At 43.1% G+C, this 16968-nt stretch carries 15 protein-coding genes; 8 read left to right on the top strand and 7 right to left on the bottom strand.

Annotated elements, in window-relative coordinates; all coding sequences use genetic code 11:
• Positions 1-85: 85 nt before the first annotated feature.
• Positions 86-997, top strand: coding sequence for a LysR family transcriptional regulator (locus tag L2740_RS15585; RefSeq protein ID WP_248951038.1), 912 nt, complete (start codon positions 86-88; stop codon positions 995-997).
• 75 nt (positions 998-1072) lie between these two features.
• On the opposite strand, the gene L2740_RS15580 is transcribed toward L2740_RS15585, so the two are convergent.
• The 6 genes from L2740_RS15580 to L2740_RS15555 form a co-directional block, all read right to left on the bottom strand.
• Entirely contained in the window at positions 1073-2440 is a 1368-nt protein-coding gene (locus L2740_RS15580) for a transporter family protein (protein WP_248951037.1), read from the bottom strand.
• 30 nt (positions 2441-2470) lie between these two features.
• Positions 2471-3187 (bottom strand): hypothetical protein, encoded by a 717-nt coding sequence (locus L2740_RS15575; protein ID WP_248951036.1) that lies wholly within the window; start codon positions 3185-3187, stop codon positions 2471-2473.
• A gap of 8 nt (positions 3188-3195) precedes the next feature.
• A complete protein-coding gene (locus tag L2740_RS15570) occupies positions 3196-3879 on the bottom strand; it encodes a C39 family peptidase (protein WP_248951035.1) in 684 nt (227 codons plus the stop codon).
• 70 nt (positions 3880-3949) lie between these two features.
• Positions 3950-5044, bottom strand: coding sequence for a hypothetical protein (locus tag L2740_RS15565; protein ID WP_248951034.1), 1095 nt, complete (start codon positions 5042-5044; stop codon positions 3950-3952).
• A 23-nt stretch (positions 5045-5067) separates the two neighbouring features.
• Positions 5068-5673 carry a hypothetical protein gene (locus L2740_RS15560; RefSeq protein ID WP_248951033.1) on the bottom strand — a complete coding sequence of 202 codons (606 nt, stop codon included), beginning with the start codon at positions 5671-5673 and terminating at the stop codon, positions 5068-5070.
• 204 nt (positions 5674-5877) lie between these two features.
• Complete coding sequence (locus tag L2740_RS15555; RefSeq protein ID WP_248951032.1) at positions 5878-7212, bottom strand: sigma-54 dependent transcriptional regulator; 1335 nt, start codon at positions 7210-7212, stop codon at positions 5878-5880.
• Positions 7213-7592: 380 nt separating this feature from the next.
• Between L2740_RS15555 and L2740_RS15550 the strand changes: the two genes are divergently transcribed.
• Both L2740_RS15550 and L2740_RS15545 read left to right on the top strand, forming a co-directional pair.
• Entirely contained in the window at positions 7593-8753 is a 1161-nt protein-coding gene (locus tag L2740_RS15550) for a hypothetical protein (RefSeq protein ID WP_420833536.1), read from the top strand.
• A gap of 117 nt (positions 8754-8870) precedes the next feature.
• The gene (locus L2740_RS15545; RefSeq protein ID WP_248951031.1) at positions 8871-9428 is read left to right on the top strand and encodes a SprT family zinc-dependent metalloprotease; all 558 of its coding nucleotides are present in this window, start codon (positions 8871-8873) and stop codon (positions 9426-9428) included.
• Between the two features lie 36 nt (positions 9429-9464).
• On the opposite strand, the gene L2740_RS15540 is transcribed toward L2740_RS15545, so the two are convergent.
• Positions 9465-10217, bottom strand: coding sequence for an endonuclease (locus L2740_RS15540; RefSeq protein ID WP_248951030.1), 753 nt, complete (start codon positions 10215-10217; stop codon positions 9465-9467).
• Positions 10218-10689: 472 nt separating this feature from the next.
• On the opposite strand from L2740_RS15540, the gene rsmE reads away from it, so the two are divergent.
• From rsmE to L2740_RS15515, 5 genes are all read left to right on the top strand, one after another.
• The gene (rsmE, locus tag L2740_RS15535; RefSeq protein ID WP_248951029.1) at positions 10690-11421 is read left to right on the top strand and encodes a 16S rRNA (uracil(1498)-N(3))-methyltransferase; all 732 of its coding nucleotides are present in this window, start codon (positions 10690-10692) and stop codon (positions 11419-11421) included.
• A 152-nt stretch (positions 11422-11573) separates the two neighbouring features.
• The gene (gshB, locus tag L2740_RS15530; protein ID WP_248951028.1) at positions 11574-12527 is read left to right on the top strand and encodes a glutathione synthase; all 954 of its coding nucleotides are present in this window, start codon (positions 11574-11576) and stop codon (positions 12525-12527) included.
• A gap of 14 nt (positions 12528-12541) precedes the next feature.
• Complete coding sequence (locus L2740_RS15525) at positions 12542-13846, top strand: alkaline phosphatase (RefSeq protein ID WP_420833535.1); 1305 nt, start codon at positions 12542-12544, stop codon at positions 13844-13846.
• A 161-nt stretch (positions 13847-14007) separates the two neighbouring features.
• Entirely contained in the window at positions 14008-15036 is a 1029-nt protein-coding gene (locus L2740_RS15520) for a class I SAM-dependent methyltransferase (RefSeq protein WP_248951027.1), read from the top strand.
• Between the two features lie 177 nt (positions 15037-15213).
• Positions 15214-16878 carry a DUF342 domain-containing protein gene (locus L2740_RS15515; RefSeq protein ID WP_248951026.1) on the top strand — a complete coding sequence of 555 codons (1665 nt, stop codon included), beginning with the start codon at positions 15214-15216 and terminating at the stop codon, positions 16876-16878.
• The last annotated feature ends 90 nt before the right edge of the window (positions 16879-16968 follow it).

Genomic DNA, 16968 nt, shown 5'->3' with positions numbered 1-16968 from the left:
CTGGTAAATATAACTTTGTTATCCCGTCAATTGCTATTAAACTGCGCTAGACGCTTTGTTCCATATTTGAGACAGTGGAGATAACATGCCAGATTTAAACGGTATGATGCTCTTTGCAGCGGTAGTTAGAGCCAAAGGTTTCTCTCAAGCTGCCCGTGAAATAGGCATGCCAAAATCAACCATTAGTCGTAAAGTTGCCCAGCTTGAAGAACAGCTAGGTGTACGACTTTTGCAGCGAGATACGCGCAATTTGAGTTTGACTCAAGTTGGTGCACTGTTTTATCAGCATTGCTCCAGTATAAGCGATGAAATTGAAGCTGCAAAAGCCACGGTTGAGAATACCCATAATGACGTCTCTGGCTTACTACGTATCGCTATTCCAGTGTCTTTCAGCCAAGAACTAATCGCGACTCTCTGCAGTGGTTTTTTACGTCTCTACCCCAATGTTGAGCTCGACGTGCAATTCACCGATAGTGAAGTTGGTTTAGTTGGTGAAGGCTACGATATTGCAATTAAATATGGTCCGCTGCAATCATCAGACTTGGTAGCGAGATTATTGTTCGAGCGTCAACCTATTTTAGTTGCTAGCCCTGGTTATCTAAAAATTCATGGCACACCTGCAACCCCACAAGATTTAGCCGAACATAGCGGGATTTTACTCGGTACCTCTCGCTCAGCACCTATTTGGCCACTTGGTAAAGGGGCCAGAAAAACTATGGTTAACTTCAAGCGTAAAGTGCGAGTGAACAGCGCAGTAATGGTCAAGCAATTGGTGATGGACGATTTTGGTATTGCCATGCTGTCTAACTCAGTTTGTAAAAATGAGTTAGCTAGTGGTTCGCTAGTGCCTATTTTACAAGAGTGGCCCATGGAAGCCTTTAAAGTCTACGGGGTATATTCTAGTCGTCGTCAGCTAGCTACTAACATCAGCGTGTTTTTAGACTTCTTCCATAAGCGCTTTACTAGCCAAGAGTCATTACAGTCACTAATGATGTAAATCTGCCGATGTAAACCTGCAGACATAAAAAGCACCTATCAAGGTGCTTAACTTGTATGTGCAAACCCAAGCTGATTAGAAACGGTAAGGGAAACGTAGGCTAATCTGATAGTCTGGCGAGTCTTCAGTTAAGCCTGCGCCGATACTGGTGACCATGGAAAAGTTTTCAGTTAATGCCAGTGTTGCACCTAAGCCTAAGTTCGCCGTATTAGTATCGGTTCTTGCAATATCTTGCCACTGACCACCCAGCGGCTTTTGACGGGTTTTAGTAAAGAAACGCTGATTAAAGCTCATACCAATACTCATCCGCTCAGACACAGCAAACGCTAACCCTAAGCTGTAATCAATATAATCACCTAAGTCGATTTCTCCCGGAGATAACCCTGGAAGCCCAGATAAGTCACCGTACTCTTCAGATAAGAAAGTACCGTAATTAAGATTAAAAAATACAATCGCCGGGTCATAGGTTTTAGCTAAGCTAAATCCAGTTGATATGCCCCACACACCAGCGCCGGTAGCGATTTGATCAGGATAGGTCAAATTACCGGATTCAGACGATTCGAGGTTAATACCAAATGGGTCTTCTCCGGTTGGCATTCGTACTCTAACGTTCCATACCCAGTCTGGCCAACCATCACCTTCTGTCATTATTCGATAGTAGGCAGCAACACTCATGTCACCAATTTGCGCACCTTCTACATCAGCTGATTCATAAAGCTGGCTCGAGTTACCCTCACCTACAGACTCGTACTTATTAAGGCGGTACACAAATGGCATCGCCATTTCAAACTGCCAACTGTCGTTTAAGGTATAGCGAGTGGTGAGATCTAGTTGCACTGTATTAGAGCGAATACGGTCTAAATTTAAGTTGCCCAAAAAAATCGCATCTAGTGCCAAAAAGCCCCTTAACACCAGATCCTTACGACCATAATAGCTGTAGGTTAGCGAAGGTTCGATAGTCAGTTTACGGTCAAATACATTATGTGCTTCTTGAAGTACGTCTTCGGTACTACGCGAGCGCTCTGGCTCTTTTTTTACAGCGGGCTGAGTTGAGCTTTGTGCTTGTGAACTAGCAATTTGGGCTGGTTGTTGTGGCGATCTTTCGATTGCAGCCTGTTGGTTTTGAGGCTGAGCTTGTGAAGACGCTGTAACTTGCGCTTGCTGCGCAGTAACTTTAGAGGTTTGAGCCGCTGTTGTTTTAGGGCTGCTAGTTGCTTGAGCTTGCTTGAGCTGCGCCTCTTTAGACAGAACTTTTTGAGCCATTTGATTGATGGCTCTTTGCTGCATCTGTAATTGCTGATTTAGTAAAATAAGCTGCTTTTTGAGTAACTGTAGCTCTTCAGCCTCTGTCATTTGCGTTTGATTAGTATCAGCTCCAAAAACAGCGAGTGGTATACTCGAAATGGATACCAGTATTGCCACCTTAGTCCATTTAAAATCCATTTCTTGTTCCCTTTTTATACTTTTAAAAAACTATAGTCCAATACCTATAATATCGCGTACCTGCATCCCTAATAATTGACGCTGTTTTACACCTAAACTAATACCGTTGTAGCGGATCAAAGAATGATTGCTCACTTGATGAAATGCGCCATCGACTCTAATCGACTGCACCAATTGGCCATTACCGCCCTGTGACGCAACACCTTGAGCGAAAGAAGCTGAAGACATGCCAACCTCGTAGCCAAGCTGACCACTGGCAGTTGAGTAAACCACGTCACCGCGACTGTTAACTAACGTCTGACCAATAACGATTTCAACTCCATTATGTAAGGGCGCTAGATGACCTTGCTCTAAATCAAACTGATTATTTACCTGATTAAAATCACCCGCGATTTGAATCGATTGCAGCAAGCCGCGCTGCTGACCGTTAACAGACAAATTAACGTTGTCGTTGGCATTAAATACGTTATCAGCAACGGTTATACGCATAGCAGGGCCATTTTCCGCATTCGCAAGCTCAACTTGCATATGAACTTGCTGTGACAACCCCTGCTCATTGATATAGTGGGTTTGCATATGAAGACCAAAATAGAAATCTTGACCATTCTCGGTATATTTACCACGCATTTCAGCGAGCTCTTGATCCGGTAAAGGCGACTTTCCAGCAAAAGCCTCCAACGGAACTTCAGACGCAAATACTGAGTTCGCCAGTAATATCCCTGTACCCGTAACTAAGCAAAATTTCATTTTGCCTCCTAGAGCATGTCTGCATACTCGAAACCAAACTCTAATAATTCAGCATCGGATAACGGCTGCAATGGATCCAATAGCTTGTAAGTCAATTGCGGCCGAGGCTGTAATAGAGGGTTATCTTTAATGTATTGATTACCTATCACCACAAACACGATGCCGTTCCATTTATCGGTAAACTCGTCAAAAGATAAAATACGATTACCTAAAGCAGGATCGCCTAAGTAAACTTGATTACCAGTGAATCTTCTCATCACAACAAAGTGACTATATCCACCATCATTTAATAGCACTATCGCAGGAATTTTTAACTGCTGAAGCTCTTTGATACCAACACGGTAGCCGCGCCCACGCATATTTTGTGAGTTTAAATATCGCTTCATATCTAATAAAGAGAAACCTTGCTGTTGAACAAGCTCAATATCAGACACTTTTAGCATTCCCAATAACACTTCTTCTTCGGTTATTGTTTGGTTACCATAGCCATACTTTAGAATGCTTGCCAAACTGGCTGCACCACAGGAAAAATCCGTTCTTTGCTGCACCACATACTCAAACTTTTGCTCTCTGATACTTTGAATATTTTTGTTGTAGTTACCCATGCCAGGGATCATGCCTGTCAACATCATATCTGCCGCAAACGCATTAAAAGATAAAAAGGTAATTAAGATAACAAACGAATGTTTCATAGATAACTTCCTTGTATGTATCGGCCTGAGCAATGCTCAGGCCGATAATCACACTAATGGTTAGTGTTAATTAAGGAGCTTCTGAAACAATGGCTCCTCCGGTCATACTAGTAAGTGATAGGTTATTCGACTGTAAATTACCATTACCAGAGGCCATATTAACGCCAATGTTACCTGAGGCATTTTGGAAAGCATTTCCGCTCAGAGATGCAGTATTAGTGGTTTTTTGAGTCACTGTCTCAATATAGAAAGGCAGCTCACCACTCACAACACCAAGTAAGCCGATAACCCCTTCTTCTTCAAAAGTTAAACCTGAATCTCCGGTTGGATTATTAGCGTCCATATCTAAATGTCCCCAAAGCTCAGCATCATCGCCGTTAGCATGGGAGCCGTCGTCTTTCCAAATCTCAGGGTAGTAACTACCAGTCTGTTCAGACGTACCGCTGTAACCACCTATGGCGCCAAAACCTAACGTAACTTCTACTGATTCTGCAGAATTTTGGACAACACTCTCGTTATTAATCCCGTTGTGGGCAGAAACTTGTGAATTAGATACACTTGCTTCACCTAAACTGCCATTGTGTGCAGATGCTGCCATGTTATTAGCTTGAATATTATTACCACCAGCAGCAATGTTAACCCCGATGTTACCTGAAGCACCTTTAAAGGCATCGCCTTTAATGCTGGCATCATTGGTGGTTGCATAGTTATTGGTTAAATTAAATGAACCGCGTTGAGTACTGAAGATCTCGGCATCACCGGAACCAAAAGCAAAGCTTTGGTCTATTGACGCTAATGCAGCCGAATTACCTTGTACGTTATAGTCACCAGCAGCTTGGTTAACGCCAATGTTACCACTGGCATTATTAAACGCAGAGCCTGAAATGCTTGATGAGTTTTCTACATATGAGTTGCCAACACCGTTGGCTCCGGTAGTTTGCACATTATCGACAACTGCCATCCCCAATCCATTAACTCGAATATCACCATCTATTTTGACACTACCAGAAAACTCCACATCTTTTTTAACGGTTACCTCTTTCTTCAATTCAACAGAACTATTCGACTCAGAATTGGACTCTGAAGAGTCACTTCCATTAGCAAAGGCTGGCGCACTAATCGCCGCACCGATACACATGACTAGGGTTAATTTTTTCATTTCCATTTTCATATCTCCATTTGAGCAATTTAGTTCCCACTAGGTAACTGCAGCGAGAACTGATTTATGGCGCTGTTGCCATCGCCAGAAACTTGGTTGATTTGAACTATGCCTTGAGCATTTTCAAAACTGTCTGGAGCAATAACTGCATGGTTTGTATCGTTACGTTCGAGAGGCAAAGCGGTGGGGCTTACAATATTATCAAGTGCGTTATCATCAAGACCTAAGCCAATCACAGATTGCAGAGCGATCGCTCCAAGATTGGCTTGAATATTTCCTTGTCCACTAACCTGATTAATACTGACAAGCCCTTGTGCATTTTCAAATGCAAGTTCTTCAATATGAGTAAGGTTATTTGCCGTATGACCATCTAACAGTTTTAGATAAGGGTTTTGTTGATCCGATAAGATAATGACTTGATCAGCAATAGCATGGCTATTTGATTGCAGGTTGCTATCACCAGCTGCCTGATTGATTGCGATACGTCCACTGTTGTTGCTAAAAGACTGGGTACCTACGGTAGAGCGATTATCAATGTGTTGAGTAAGCGTACTTGCATCGTTGTCCGACCAAACAACAGATGAGAAGCCTGCTAGGGATAGGCATAAGTACATTGGAACATTGCTTAACGTCATTCAACACTCTAACTATCATCAAAACCGTGTCAAACAAGTAGCAAACAGCACGCCAAACAATAAAAACAATGTAACTCAAAGGCTTAACTTCTATATAAAAAAAAACAGTCTCACTTTTGAGACTGTTATAAGTTAACCCATTGATATAATTAGACTCAAAATTAATGAGCGGATTCTCACAACTGAGAACTCTAGCCAGATTACCTATTCAGCCGCACAAATCTCATGCTTATCGATAAGTCGATATAAGGTGGCACGGGAGATCTGTAAGTCACTCGCTACCACGTCCATTTTTCCGTTATGCTTTTCAATTGCAGTAACTAAAGCGTTTTTTTCTACTTCATCTTTTATGGTCTTAAGCCCTTGGGCAAAACAAGGTTGTACTATGACTTCTTTTAGCTCTAGATCTTGAGTTTTAATCACCCCATTTTCACATAACAATACAGCTCTTCTAATACGATTGATCAGCTCTCTCACATTACCTACCCACTCATGCTTTAACATGGCGTAGCAGGCATCTTTGCTCAACTGACATTTACCTACATTGTATTCGCGAGCATACTTTTCACAAAAATACCTAGCTAGTTGAATAATATCCTCTCTACGTTCTCTTAGCGGCGGTAACTCTATGGTGATGCCGTTTAAGCGATAAAAAAGATCTAATCGAAACTCACCTCTTTCAATTGCAGACTCTAAGTTTATATGCGTTGCAGCAACTACACGAACATTGGATGATTGCGCTCGCGCGCCACCAACCGTATCAAATGTTCCTTCTTGTAAAAAACGCAGTAAATTCACTTGCTGTTCTAACGGTAAATCACCAATTTCATCTAAAAAAAGTGTCCCACCATCCGCTTGGGATATTTTCCCTTTATGACCACTTACCGCGCCGGTAAAGGCTCCTTTTTCATGGCCAAACAGTTCTGATTGCACAACCCCTGAGATTAGCGACCCACAATTAACAGCCACAAAAGGGCCATTAGCACGAGAAGATTGAGTATGGATTTTTCGGGCGATAAGTTCTTTACCTGTGCCACTTTCACCACGAACTAAAATAGGGATATCTGTCGGGGCTGCTCGATTGATATTTTTTACTAGCATTTGCATGGCTGCAGAGCGCATAACTGGGTTTACAGGACTAGAACGATTAGAATTACTCCCGCCCTCTTGCATGCATTGTTGGCGAATTCGAATGACCCCAAGAGCATGGCCCATTAAGCGAGCCAGTCTGTCTATTTCAAAAGGAGCAGTATGATAATCCCAAGCGTACTGGCCGATCAGTTGGTGCACTGAATCATGCTTTAATTGCTGACGGTCAATCAACACCAATACCAAGGTATGCTTATGTAGCTTGCGGATAACAGGCTCAGCCCAAACGATTTGTTCAAAGCACCGAAGATCAAGTAACAATAAATGGCAGCTAAAGTTAAAGCGCTCTAGCTCATCAACGCCACAAAAGTCGGCCAAAATGTCCCTACGCTTGAGCTGCTCACATAAAAAGTCATCATAACTTTGGCCAATGATACTGACACGTTTCATCATCTACTCCCTAGAATTAGATGTTCAATCAGTCTGAGCGAATGTTGGCTGCTGTTTTGTATGCTTGCATAAGCTGCACAAAACTACATATCAATATACTTGGTCGAGTTGATATCTGTAGGCAATCACTTATCGCGGTGTATGACAGTATAGTAACGATCTACGCAGTGCGTTTGCCCCTCAAGCGATTAATCTAGAGCGATAAACCAAGTTCTAAATGTAATCATTTACTTACCCACTACGAAATTGGGTAACTTTTCATCACCAGCCTAGTCAGGCATACTGAACATCAATTTTTGGATTAATATTAGAAAATACTGCTTGTTGCTGGTTCCCTTACCGCAACCTTAGCTGTACCCATCGTCAGTAAGGATTAGATAATGACAGCTTTAAATATGGCTTTGTTTGTTGCAACACTCACCAGCGCAACAATGCTGCAGCCTGCTTGGGCGCAATTAGATGTTGAGGAGTCACGTCTACCTACAGCAAAACAAGCCATACCCGAAGTCGTTGACCGCTACCAAGTTTTTGTTAGTCAGCTTAGTGACAAGTACAGCCGTCACTCTGACGAACTAAAGATCACCCAAATGGTCGCTAATCAAGGTTTAAGATTATGGCAACAAGCCGTGCGAGATGTGCAATCAGGTCATCCAGACGATCGCTCTTTATATTGGAGTCGCTTGGCCATTCGTGAAAAACTTAAAACCCAACAACCTAACTTTGCATTGGCCGCTTGGCAGCGTGATATTTTAGTTGATGCCGTAGAGAAGTCGTCTCGAGGTTTTAGTGATATTGATTTTAAAGTTGATAACGATATCAAAATTCTACTAACAGGCTTTGATCCTTTCTTTCTAGATAAAAATATCGACCAAAGTAATCCGTCCGGATTAACTGCTTTAGCGCTTGATGGTTATCGCTTTAAGGTTAATGGCAAACAAGTGCAAATTGAAACTGTGATGATCCCTGTGCGCTTTGCCGATTTCGATGAGGGCATGATTGAGTCGTTACTCACGCCCATATATCGTGATAACAGTGTAGATATGATTTTCACCGTAAGTATGGGGCGTGAAAATTTTGATATTGAGCGCTTTCCAGGCTTAAACCGCAGCGCTGCGGCACCAGACAACCTCAATGTACTGACAGGCGCAAACAAACAAGTCCCTATCGCCCCGCCTTTTAACGGCAGCCAGTTAACTGGGCCTGAATTTGTCGAGTTCTCGCTGCCAATTAACGCTATGCAAAGCGTGCAAGGGCCATGGAAAGTTATCGATAACCACACAGTATCAACCTTGGAGCAAGGCGAATTTAAAGCAAAGTCATTAGCGCAATTAGCCAATGCGACTTCAGTTGAAGGCTCTGGCGGCGGATACTTATCTAATGAGATCTCTTACCGAGCTATATTGCTGAAAAATCAATTTAATAGCAGCATTCCAGTGGGTCATATTCATACACCACGGATTGCCGCTTACGACGCAAAAATTGAAACTGATATCGTCAATCAAGTCAGAGACATGGTGAAGGCCGCAGCCGCAACGCTTTAAAGCTCTGTATTAATGACAACGACTTTAATCACAGAGGCTGGTTCAGACCCAACTGGTCAGCCTCTGTGCGCTCAGTTAAAATACGTATAAGGCTTCATCAAATCAATTTAATTACTCATGTTCAAAGCGCTTAATCGATTTAAATCGCGAACTAATACACCTATCACCGCGAAAAACGGCCAACCTTTGACATTTAACGACCCACAGCAGCAATTGATTGCCCAGCAAGTGGAACGTTGTTATCAAATAGCCGAAACGAAACTTAAGCGATCTTTTCCAAGGCCAGAGATCAATTTTGCACTTAGAGGCAAAAGTGCAGGCACTGCTCACTTGCAGCTAAACAAGCTGCGCTTTAATGCCACGTTACTTAAAACTAATCATCAAGCCTTTATTGATGAAGTGGTGCCACACGAAATTTGCCACTTACTCGCTGCACAAGTTTTTGGCCGAGTAAAACCCCATGGCCGCGAGTGGCAAAGCCTTATGTTGCAGGTGTTTAACCTACAGCCTCGCACAACCCATAGCTTTGATACCACAGCAGTTGAAGGCAAAACCTTTGACTACTTTTGTCTTTGCGGGCCAATAAAGCTCAGTGTGCGCAGACATAACAAAGTATTACGGGGAGAAACCCAATATCGCTGTCGTAAATGCGGTAGCACGTTACAATCAAACTAAAGTAAATCTATACGAACCAAGATCTTGCTGCTTAACCTATTTAGCGTTCAATGCCTCGCACCGTTCATAAACGATATGATTCCTGTTCTTTTGAATACGCTCGATGCGTTTAGCGCGTTTACATTCCCATTCACTGACAGGAAATTGCTTGTCCCAAGCGTTCATGAGTTGCTTTTGTTGATTACTCAAACGAAATCGCGGGTATGCTTGCTCCATATATAAATAGGTTCTTGCGATTCGTCCTCGAGAACCGATTGTTGGCTCTACTTTCCTACCGTGCACTTTCACTTCGCACACCCCAAAACTAGACTTTGAGGAAGGTAACATGGCAAAGTTATAATTCGATCTAGTGGCATTTACCGCGCCTACTGCCGGATACAAGTTATATAGATCAGACTGCATTAATCGATATTCATTATTCATTTTTTCAGCGCATTTACGGCCTTTAAAATTCTTACCTTTATTATTCACACAGTCACTGTGACCATCACGCCATTCTGAAAAGGTACGTCCGAAGTTTTCTGCCGGAACCACGTGCTCCCACTCCACACGTTTAGCGCGCTTAACATGTTTTTCGGTAGTGAAGCCATTTGGCAAGGTAATGTTCTTATTTTTATCGAATTTAGCATCACAATAAAGCGTGATACGGTGGTCATGATAGACTTGTCGCTCTAAGGTTTTTTTGGCCTTATTAAATGAATGAATGCTTGTATTACCTTGGTAAGATTGAGCAAATATAGGTAGAGAGAAAACGGTGATTAGCCCTGCAAAAATAAAACGGATTTTCATAACACTATTACACTAAGAAAAAATTCCGCGAATTTTGCCTTAACTTCACGCTTACACGGCGTTATTAAACGAAAGTTCATTCAACTTCATCTAAAAAATGTGAACAAAATCCGAATTTCTAGCTATATTCGCCGTTCATCCCCTTATTTATGAATCCCGAGCCCTTGATTAGCGGCGACGATAGATAGCCAAGCACCATATCAGTGTTGACTTTAAAGCATGTAAAGTGCAATCTCCGGCCATATCTTAAGTCACAAAACTAACGCTATTTTATGCGCAGCCGACTGACAAAAAACCGGTTACTATTACCGTTATAGTTAGCAAGAGGATAAAGCTTATTCCGTTGATAATACTGAATGTCGACGTGGGCAAGTGATTGCTATGCTTCAAAGCAACGCCAATAAGTTTGTATCAGTTCTTCGTCAGCAGCTAAATAGCTCACCAACATACGCAAAATAAGGCTAGCAATACCATGAGAGTGCCAAGAATTTATCAAGAATCAACACTAGTTGTTGGTCAGTCAGTCGCATTAGATGATGAAGCGGCAGGTCATGTTGGCCGCGTATTAAGAATGTCTTCAGGTGAACAGGTTAGCTTGTTCAATGGTGACGGCAATGATTACCTTGCAGAAATCATCAGCGCTAGTAAGAAAAACGTTGAAGTTAAGGTCCTTAGTTGTGAAGCTAATAACAGCGAGTCGCCACTTAACTTGCATTTAGGCCAAGTGATCTCTCGTGGTGACAGAATGGACTTTACCATTCAAAAGTCGGTCGAGCTGGGCGTGAACACTATTACACCACTGTTTTCAGAGCGTTGTGGTGTAAAGCTAACAGGCGAGCGTCTAGAGAAGAAAATTCAGCAATGGCAAAAGATTGTGATTAGCGCTTGTGAGCAGTCAGGTCGCAGCGTAGTGCCAATTGTGCGCCCAGCAATGCAATTAGTAGACTGGTGCGCAGAGACTTCTGACGCCGTTAAGCTTAACTTACACCCGCGAGCATCTCACGGGGTCAATGGCTTAACACTGCCAAACAATCGTGTAAGACTGGTTATTGGCCCAGAAGGCGGCTTATCAGCCCCGGAAATCGCCATGACAGAAGAACATCAATTTACCGACGTATTGCTTGGTCCACGAGTTCTACGTACTGAAACTGCCGCGCTCACGACCATTAGTGCGCTGCAGCTTAAATTCGGCGATATCGGTTAGAGACTGACTAATCGCTTACCTAGTCGTGGCAAGTACCTAATTGGCTTTGCCACTCACTATAGTTAGAAAAGTTTAACGGTTAAACGCTAGAAAACGGGCAACATCGCCCCCATATTCATCGTTGAAACCAATATAAGATAAGGAAATGCTCCATGATTAAACTCGGCATCGTGATGGATCCCATCAGCGACATCAACATCAAGAAAGATTCTAGCTTTGCAATGTTAATGGCCGCGCAGTCCCGTGGTTATCAGCTTTTCTACATGGAGATGAAAGATCTGGCCATGGTTAACGGCCAAGCAATGGCGACCATGAGCGCATTAACGGTTCAAGACGACCCACAAAATTGGTACCAGCTAGAAGAAGCAATCGACACGCCTCTTGCCGATCTAGACGTTATTTTAATGCGTAAAGACCCACCATTTGATACCGAATTTGTCTACTCAACTTACATGCTAGAGCGTGCTGAAGAACAAGGCGTTTTGATTGTAAACAAGCCACAAAGCCTGCGTGATGCTAACGAAAAGCTCTTTACGGCTTGGTTTTCTGAGTTCACACCAGAAACTATCGTTACCCGTGATGAGCAGCGAATTCGCGCTTTCCATCAAGCTAAAGGTGACATCATCCTTAAGCCATTAGATGGTATGGGCGGCAGCTCAATCTTTAGAGTGAAAAAAGATGATCCGAACCTAGGTGTTATCATTGAAACTCTTACCGCAGAAGGGACGCAATACGCGATGGCGCAAGCCTTTATTCCTGATATCACAGCAGGTGATAAGCGAATTTTAGTGGTAGACGGCGAGCCTGTTCCATACTCGCTTGCGCGTATTCCACAAAAAGGCGAAACCCGCGGTAACTTAGCTGCAGGCGGTCGCGGAGTAGCACAACCACTTTCAGAGTCTGACTGGCATATTGCACGCACTATTGGCCCTGAACTGAAAAAGCGCGGTCTAATTTTTGTAGGTCTTGATGTGATTGGTGACAAGCTGACTGAAATTAACGTTACTAGCCCAACTTGCATTAAGGAAATTCAAGCAGCATTCGATGTGGATATCACTGGTATGCTAATGGACGCTATTGAAGCCCGTATAAATAAAACCGCTTAGCCAAAGGAATCGGCATGAACTTAACAAAAACATTAACTTGGGCCATTAGTGCCCTGGTTATGTTACCTCTATTTGCTGCGGCAAATCTCGATATTCATGATGCGCCGTCGCGCCCGAAGAACATGATTATCATGGTGGGTGACGGTATGGGGCCTGCCTATACCAGCGCATATCGTTATTACCAAAATAACCCTGACACTGAAGAGATAGAGCAAACAGTTTTTGATAGGTTACTTGTTGGTATGGCTTCAACCTATCCAGCCAGACAAAGTGGCTTTGTCACCGACTCAGCCGCTTCAGCGACAGCATTAGCTACCGGCGTTAAAAGTTATAACGGCGCAATATCGGTTGATGTTAACAAGCGCCCGTTAACCACCATAATGCAAATGGCTAAAGAGCGCGGTATGGCAACAGGTGTTGCTGTTACCTCGCAAGTTAACCATGCAACGCCAGCGGCGTTTTTAGTTCACAATGAAAGCCGCCGCAATTACGATGAAATTGCTAAAAGTTACTTGGACTCTGATGCCGATGTCATTTTAGGTGGTGGACAAAAGTATTTCTCATCCTCGTTGCTTGAACAGTTTAAATCCAAAGGCTATCAGCACATCGATGACTTTTCACAGTTAAGCAGTATCACGCAAGGCAAAGCGCTTGGGCTGTTTGCCGAAGTGCAATTACCTTGGGTTATCGACAAGCAAGATTCTACTCAGCTCAGTCTACTGACCCAAAAGGCACTCGATTTATTGTCACAAAATGATAAAGGCTTTGTGCTGTTAGTTGAAGGCAGCTTAATTGACTGGGCTGGCCACAATAATGATATCGCAACGGCAATGGGTGAAATGCACGGTTTTGCCAACGCGATTGAAGTGGTTGAGCAATTTGTGCGTGCCAATCCTGACACCTTAATGGTAGTGACGGCTGACCATAATACCGGCGGCTTATCTATTGGTGCTAACGGTGAGTATGCTTGGGACACCCAACTATTACAGGGCATTAAAGCCAGCCCAGCGAGTATTGCTGAGCAAGCCATTGCTATTGACAGCTGGCAAGCCCTAGTCAACGACAAGCTTGGTTTTGAAGTCACTGACACAGAATTGCAGCGACTAAGCAATGCGCGCATGCAGGGCAAACAAGCATTAGAAGCCAGCCTAAAACAGCTGGTTGATACTCGAAGCTTTACCGGCTGGACTACAACAGGTCACACTGGTGGCGATGTTCAAGTATTTGCAGCTGGCCCTGCTGCAGATCTTTTCAAAGGCAATCAAGACAATACCGATATTGCAGAAAAGATGATGAGTCTACTGCCACGGACCAAATAGCACAACGATGTAAGCTATGCGTAATTCAACGTGCAGATCAAAATGATAAGGCCGCTAATTTAGCGGCCTTTTTTCTGCTCAAGCATTCGGTAGTATCAAATTCGCATTCCAAAGCCGTTACGGTATAATTGCAGCCAATTAAACCTCGACCTTGAAAACTCATGCTTACCAACGCTTCGCAAGTCCTTCTTAGAAATAGTGAACTCGTTAAAGACCAATCTGTATTGGTAATTAACTATGAAAGTGACCACCTACCAAAAGAACTTCTCAACACTGCTAGCAGTGTGTGCGGGTTAGCATTAGATTATCACCACCACTTGATGATGTTACCTTACGCAGCGAAAAACTTAGCCTTGCACTTTGGTCATCAACTACCTAATGACGATATCTTTGATACGGTTATTGTTTATTTCCCTAAAGCTAAAGCTTTAGCACCTTACCTATTTAACTTGGCAGCAAAACATTTAAAAGCCCAAGGTCAGTTAATTGTGGTTGGTGAAAACAAAGGCGGCATCAAGTCACTGCCTAAACAGCTCCCTAACTACTTTGACAAGCCATTTAAAGCCGATAACGCGCGCCATTGTGTGGTTTTTTTAAGTGAGTTAAATGCCGAAGCACCAAAGTTAACCCTTACTGACTGGCAAAGTAAGTACCAACTTGATACGCCGCAAGGCCAAATTACCATCTGTAATCTAGTCGGTGTATTTAGTGAGAAAAAGCTTGATGAAGGCACCCAATTACTGCTTGAAAACCTGCCTAAGATGCGCGGAAAAGTGCTCGACTTTGGTTGTGGCGCAGGTGTTATTGCCGCGGCATTATTAAAAGTGCAACCAGAGCTAAAAATAGATTGTGTTGATATTAATGCAATGGCTTTAGCTTCTTGTGAGTTAACCCTTGCAGCGAATGGTTTTAGCGCCAAGGTTTTTGCCTCTGATGGACTTGCACAAACCAATAACCGCTACGATGGTATTATCTCAAATCCACCGTTTCACGATGGCTTAGCAAGCACCACTAACATCGCTACCACCTTTGTTAAAGACAGCGCTAAAAATTTGCAATCTGGCGGCTTATTTCACATTGTTGCCAATCGCCACTTACCATATTCAGACACCATAGCGGAATATTTCGGCTCAGTTAATGTTGCTGCAGAAAACAACAAATACAAAATTTATAGCAACACTAAAGCTTAATCACAGCCCTTATTATCTAGCGCCTTAGTTGTTCACACTATCAGCAACTTAGGCTGCTAGTATCGCTTGCTTTATTTGATTCACACAATTTGCTCTCTAAGCTTTTTTACCCACGTTTTATATGGTTATATTGGATTAGCAATCTCTGAAAATAATAAAAAGTGATAGAGGTCTTTAATGCTACATCCGGGGCTCATAGAGCTAAGTCAAGATCAACAAAAAGCCGAATTGAAAATCATCCCTAATACACATGGGCCGATTTCAGAGCAAGATCTGCAGCAATTATTAACCCTGCCAGACTTTGCTTGCCTCTTCCCCCTTCAAGCTCAAATCACTCAAGCCGTCATTCAAGTCAATCAACTAAATCATCAACCTGATGGCGATATAGAACTGTTTTTTGAAATTGCTGATAGACGCGATGCAGCCATTAGCTTTGAGGTCAGCAGTGATAAAATGCAAGCCAGTATGCAGCTTACAGCCGCTTATGGCGGTAAGAGTATTGATATCAGAGATATCTTACAGAACCTTAAACTGCAAAGAATTAGCATGGGGCTTAGTAAAGTTAAAATAGATAACTTACTAACAGAGTTGGCGACACTTGCTCCGGGTAAAAGCTGCGCAGGCGTTATTGCCAGTGGCCGGGCAGCCATAAACGGAATAGCGGCTAAGTTAGAGCGTAAAGTATCTTTAGCAAGAGAGCGCTTGTTACAGCCACAATCGAACAGTGATGGCACTGTTGATATGCGCAATCTTGGCGCAATGATAATGGTCAAGCCCGGCAGTTTATTAATTGAAAAAACACCGGCAACACCAGGGACTGATGGTTACAACGTTCATGGTGAAAAGCTAACCGCTAAACCCGGAAAAGACCTTAAACTCACTGCAGGTTCAGGCACTGAACTCAACCCTAAAAACCCTAATCAACTTATTGCCACTGTAGCAGGCCAACCTGTTGAAAATAAAACAGGCATGCAAGTTGATGATGTACTTCAGATCAAAAACGTCGATGTGGGCTATGGCAACGTCGATTTCAAAGGCAGTATTTTAATTACAGGCGATGTATGTGAAGGTATGGTCGTCAAAAGTACGGGCGACATTACTGTAATGGGCTTTGTCGATTCAGCCGCACTGCATGCAAAAGGTGATATCACCGTCAGTAAAGGTGTCATTGGTCGTCAGTTAAAAGATCTCAGCCTATCAACAACTTTGGTCGCTCAAGGGCAGATTAGTGCGCAGTTTGTGCAATATTCTCGTTTACAGGCACAGGCCAATATCCTGATCACTAAGCAACTGCTGCATAGCCATAGCCAAACTCAGCAACAGCTTATTGTTAGCGACTCTTCTGGTCGGCGTGGCGATCTCGTCGGTGGTAAAGCAGAGGCCAATAAAGGTATACAAGCCGTAGCAATTGGGGCTACTGCAGATACTAAAACTGAAGTGTTTTGCGCCATGGAACTCAGCGAGCTCAAGTTACAGCTCAAACAACTGGATCAGAGTATTAAGTCCATGGTCGTTGCCATGCTAAATATTGAAGCGCAATTAAGAAAACTGCCACCAAAAGAGCAATGGCAAGCAGATGCGATGATGGTTGAGCAAGTTACCGTAATGCTAGATGAAAAGCGCAGAATGGCAACCATTAGAGCTCAAGAAGAACTAGAGCACGACGCGCTAAAACTTGAGGTCGACAACTACTATAAAAACTATTGTGTCCACGCACTCAAACACGTTTATTCTAATGTCGAAATCCATATCGGTAATGTTTTTCAGCGTACACAAAGAGAGCATGGCCCTTGCCATATCCACAATAAAAACCAAGAGATCTATTTCAATTACAGCAACTAGTGGTCAATTCTTGTTACTACATTAGGCTCAATAGGCCTTTTACACGCTTTCGACTTTCAATGCGCAGGCTATTCACGGCATAATTAAGCG

The sequence above is a fragment of the Shewanella pneumatophori genome, from assembly GCF_023283895.1.
Lineage (GTDB): Bacteria > Pseudomonadota > Gammaproteobacteria > Enterobacterales > Shewanellaceae > Shewanella > Shewanella pneumatophori.
The sequence above is the reverse complement of the archived record's forward strand: the minus strand, read 5'-3'. Positions and strand labels throughout refer to the sequence as shown.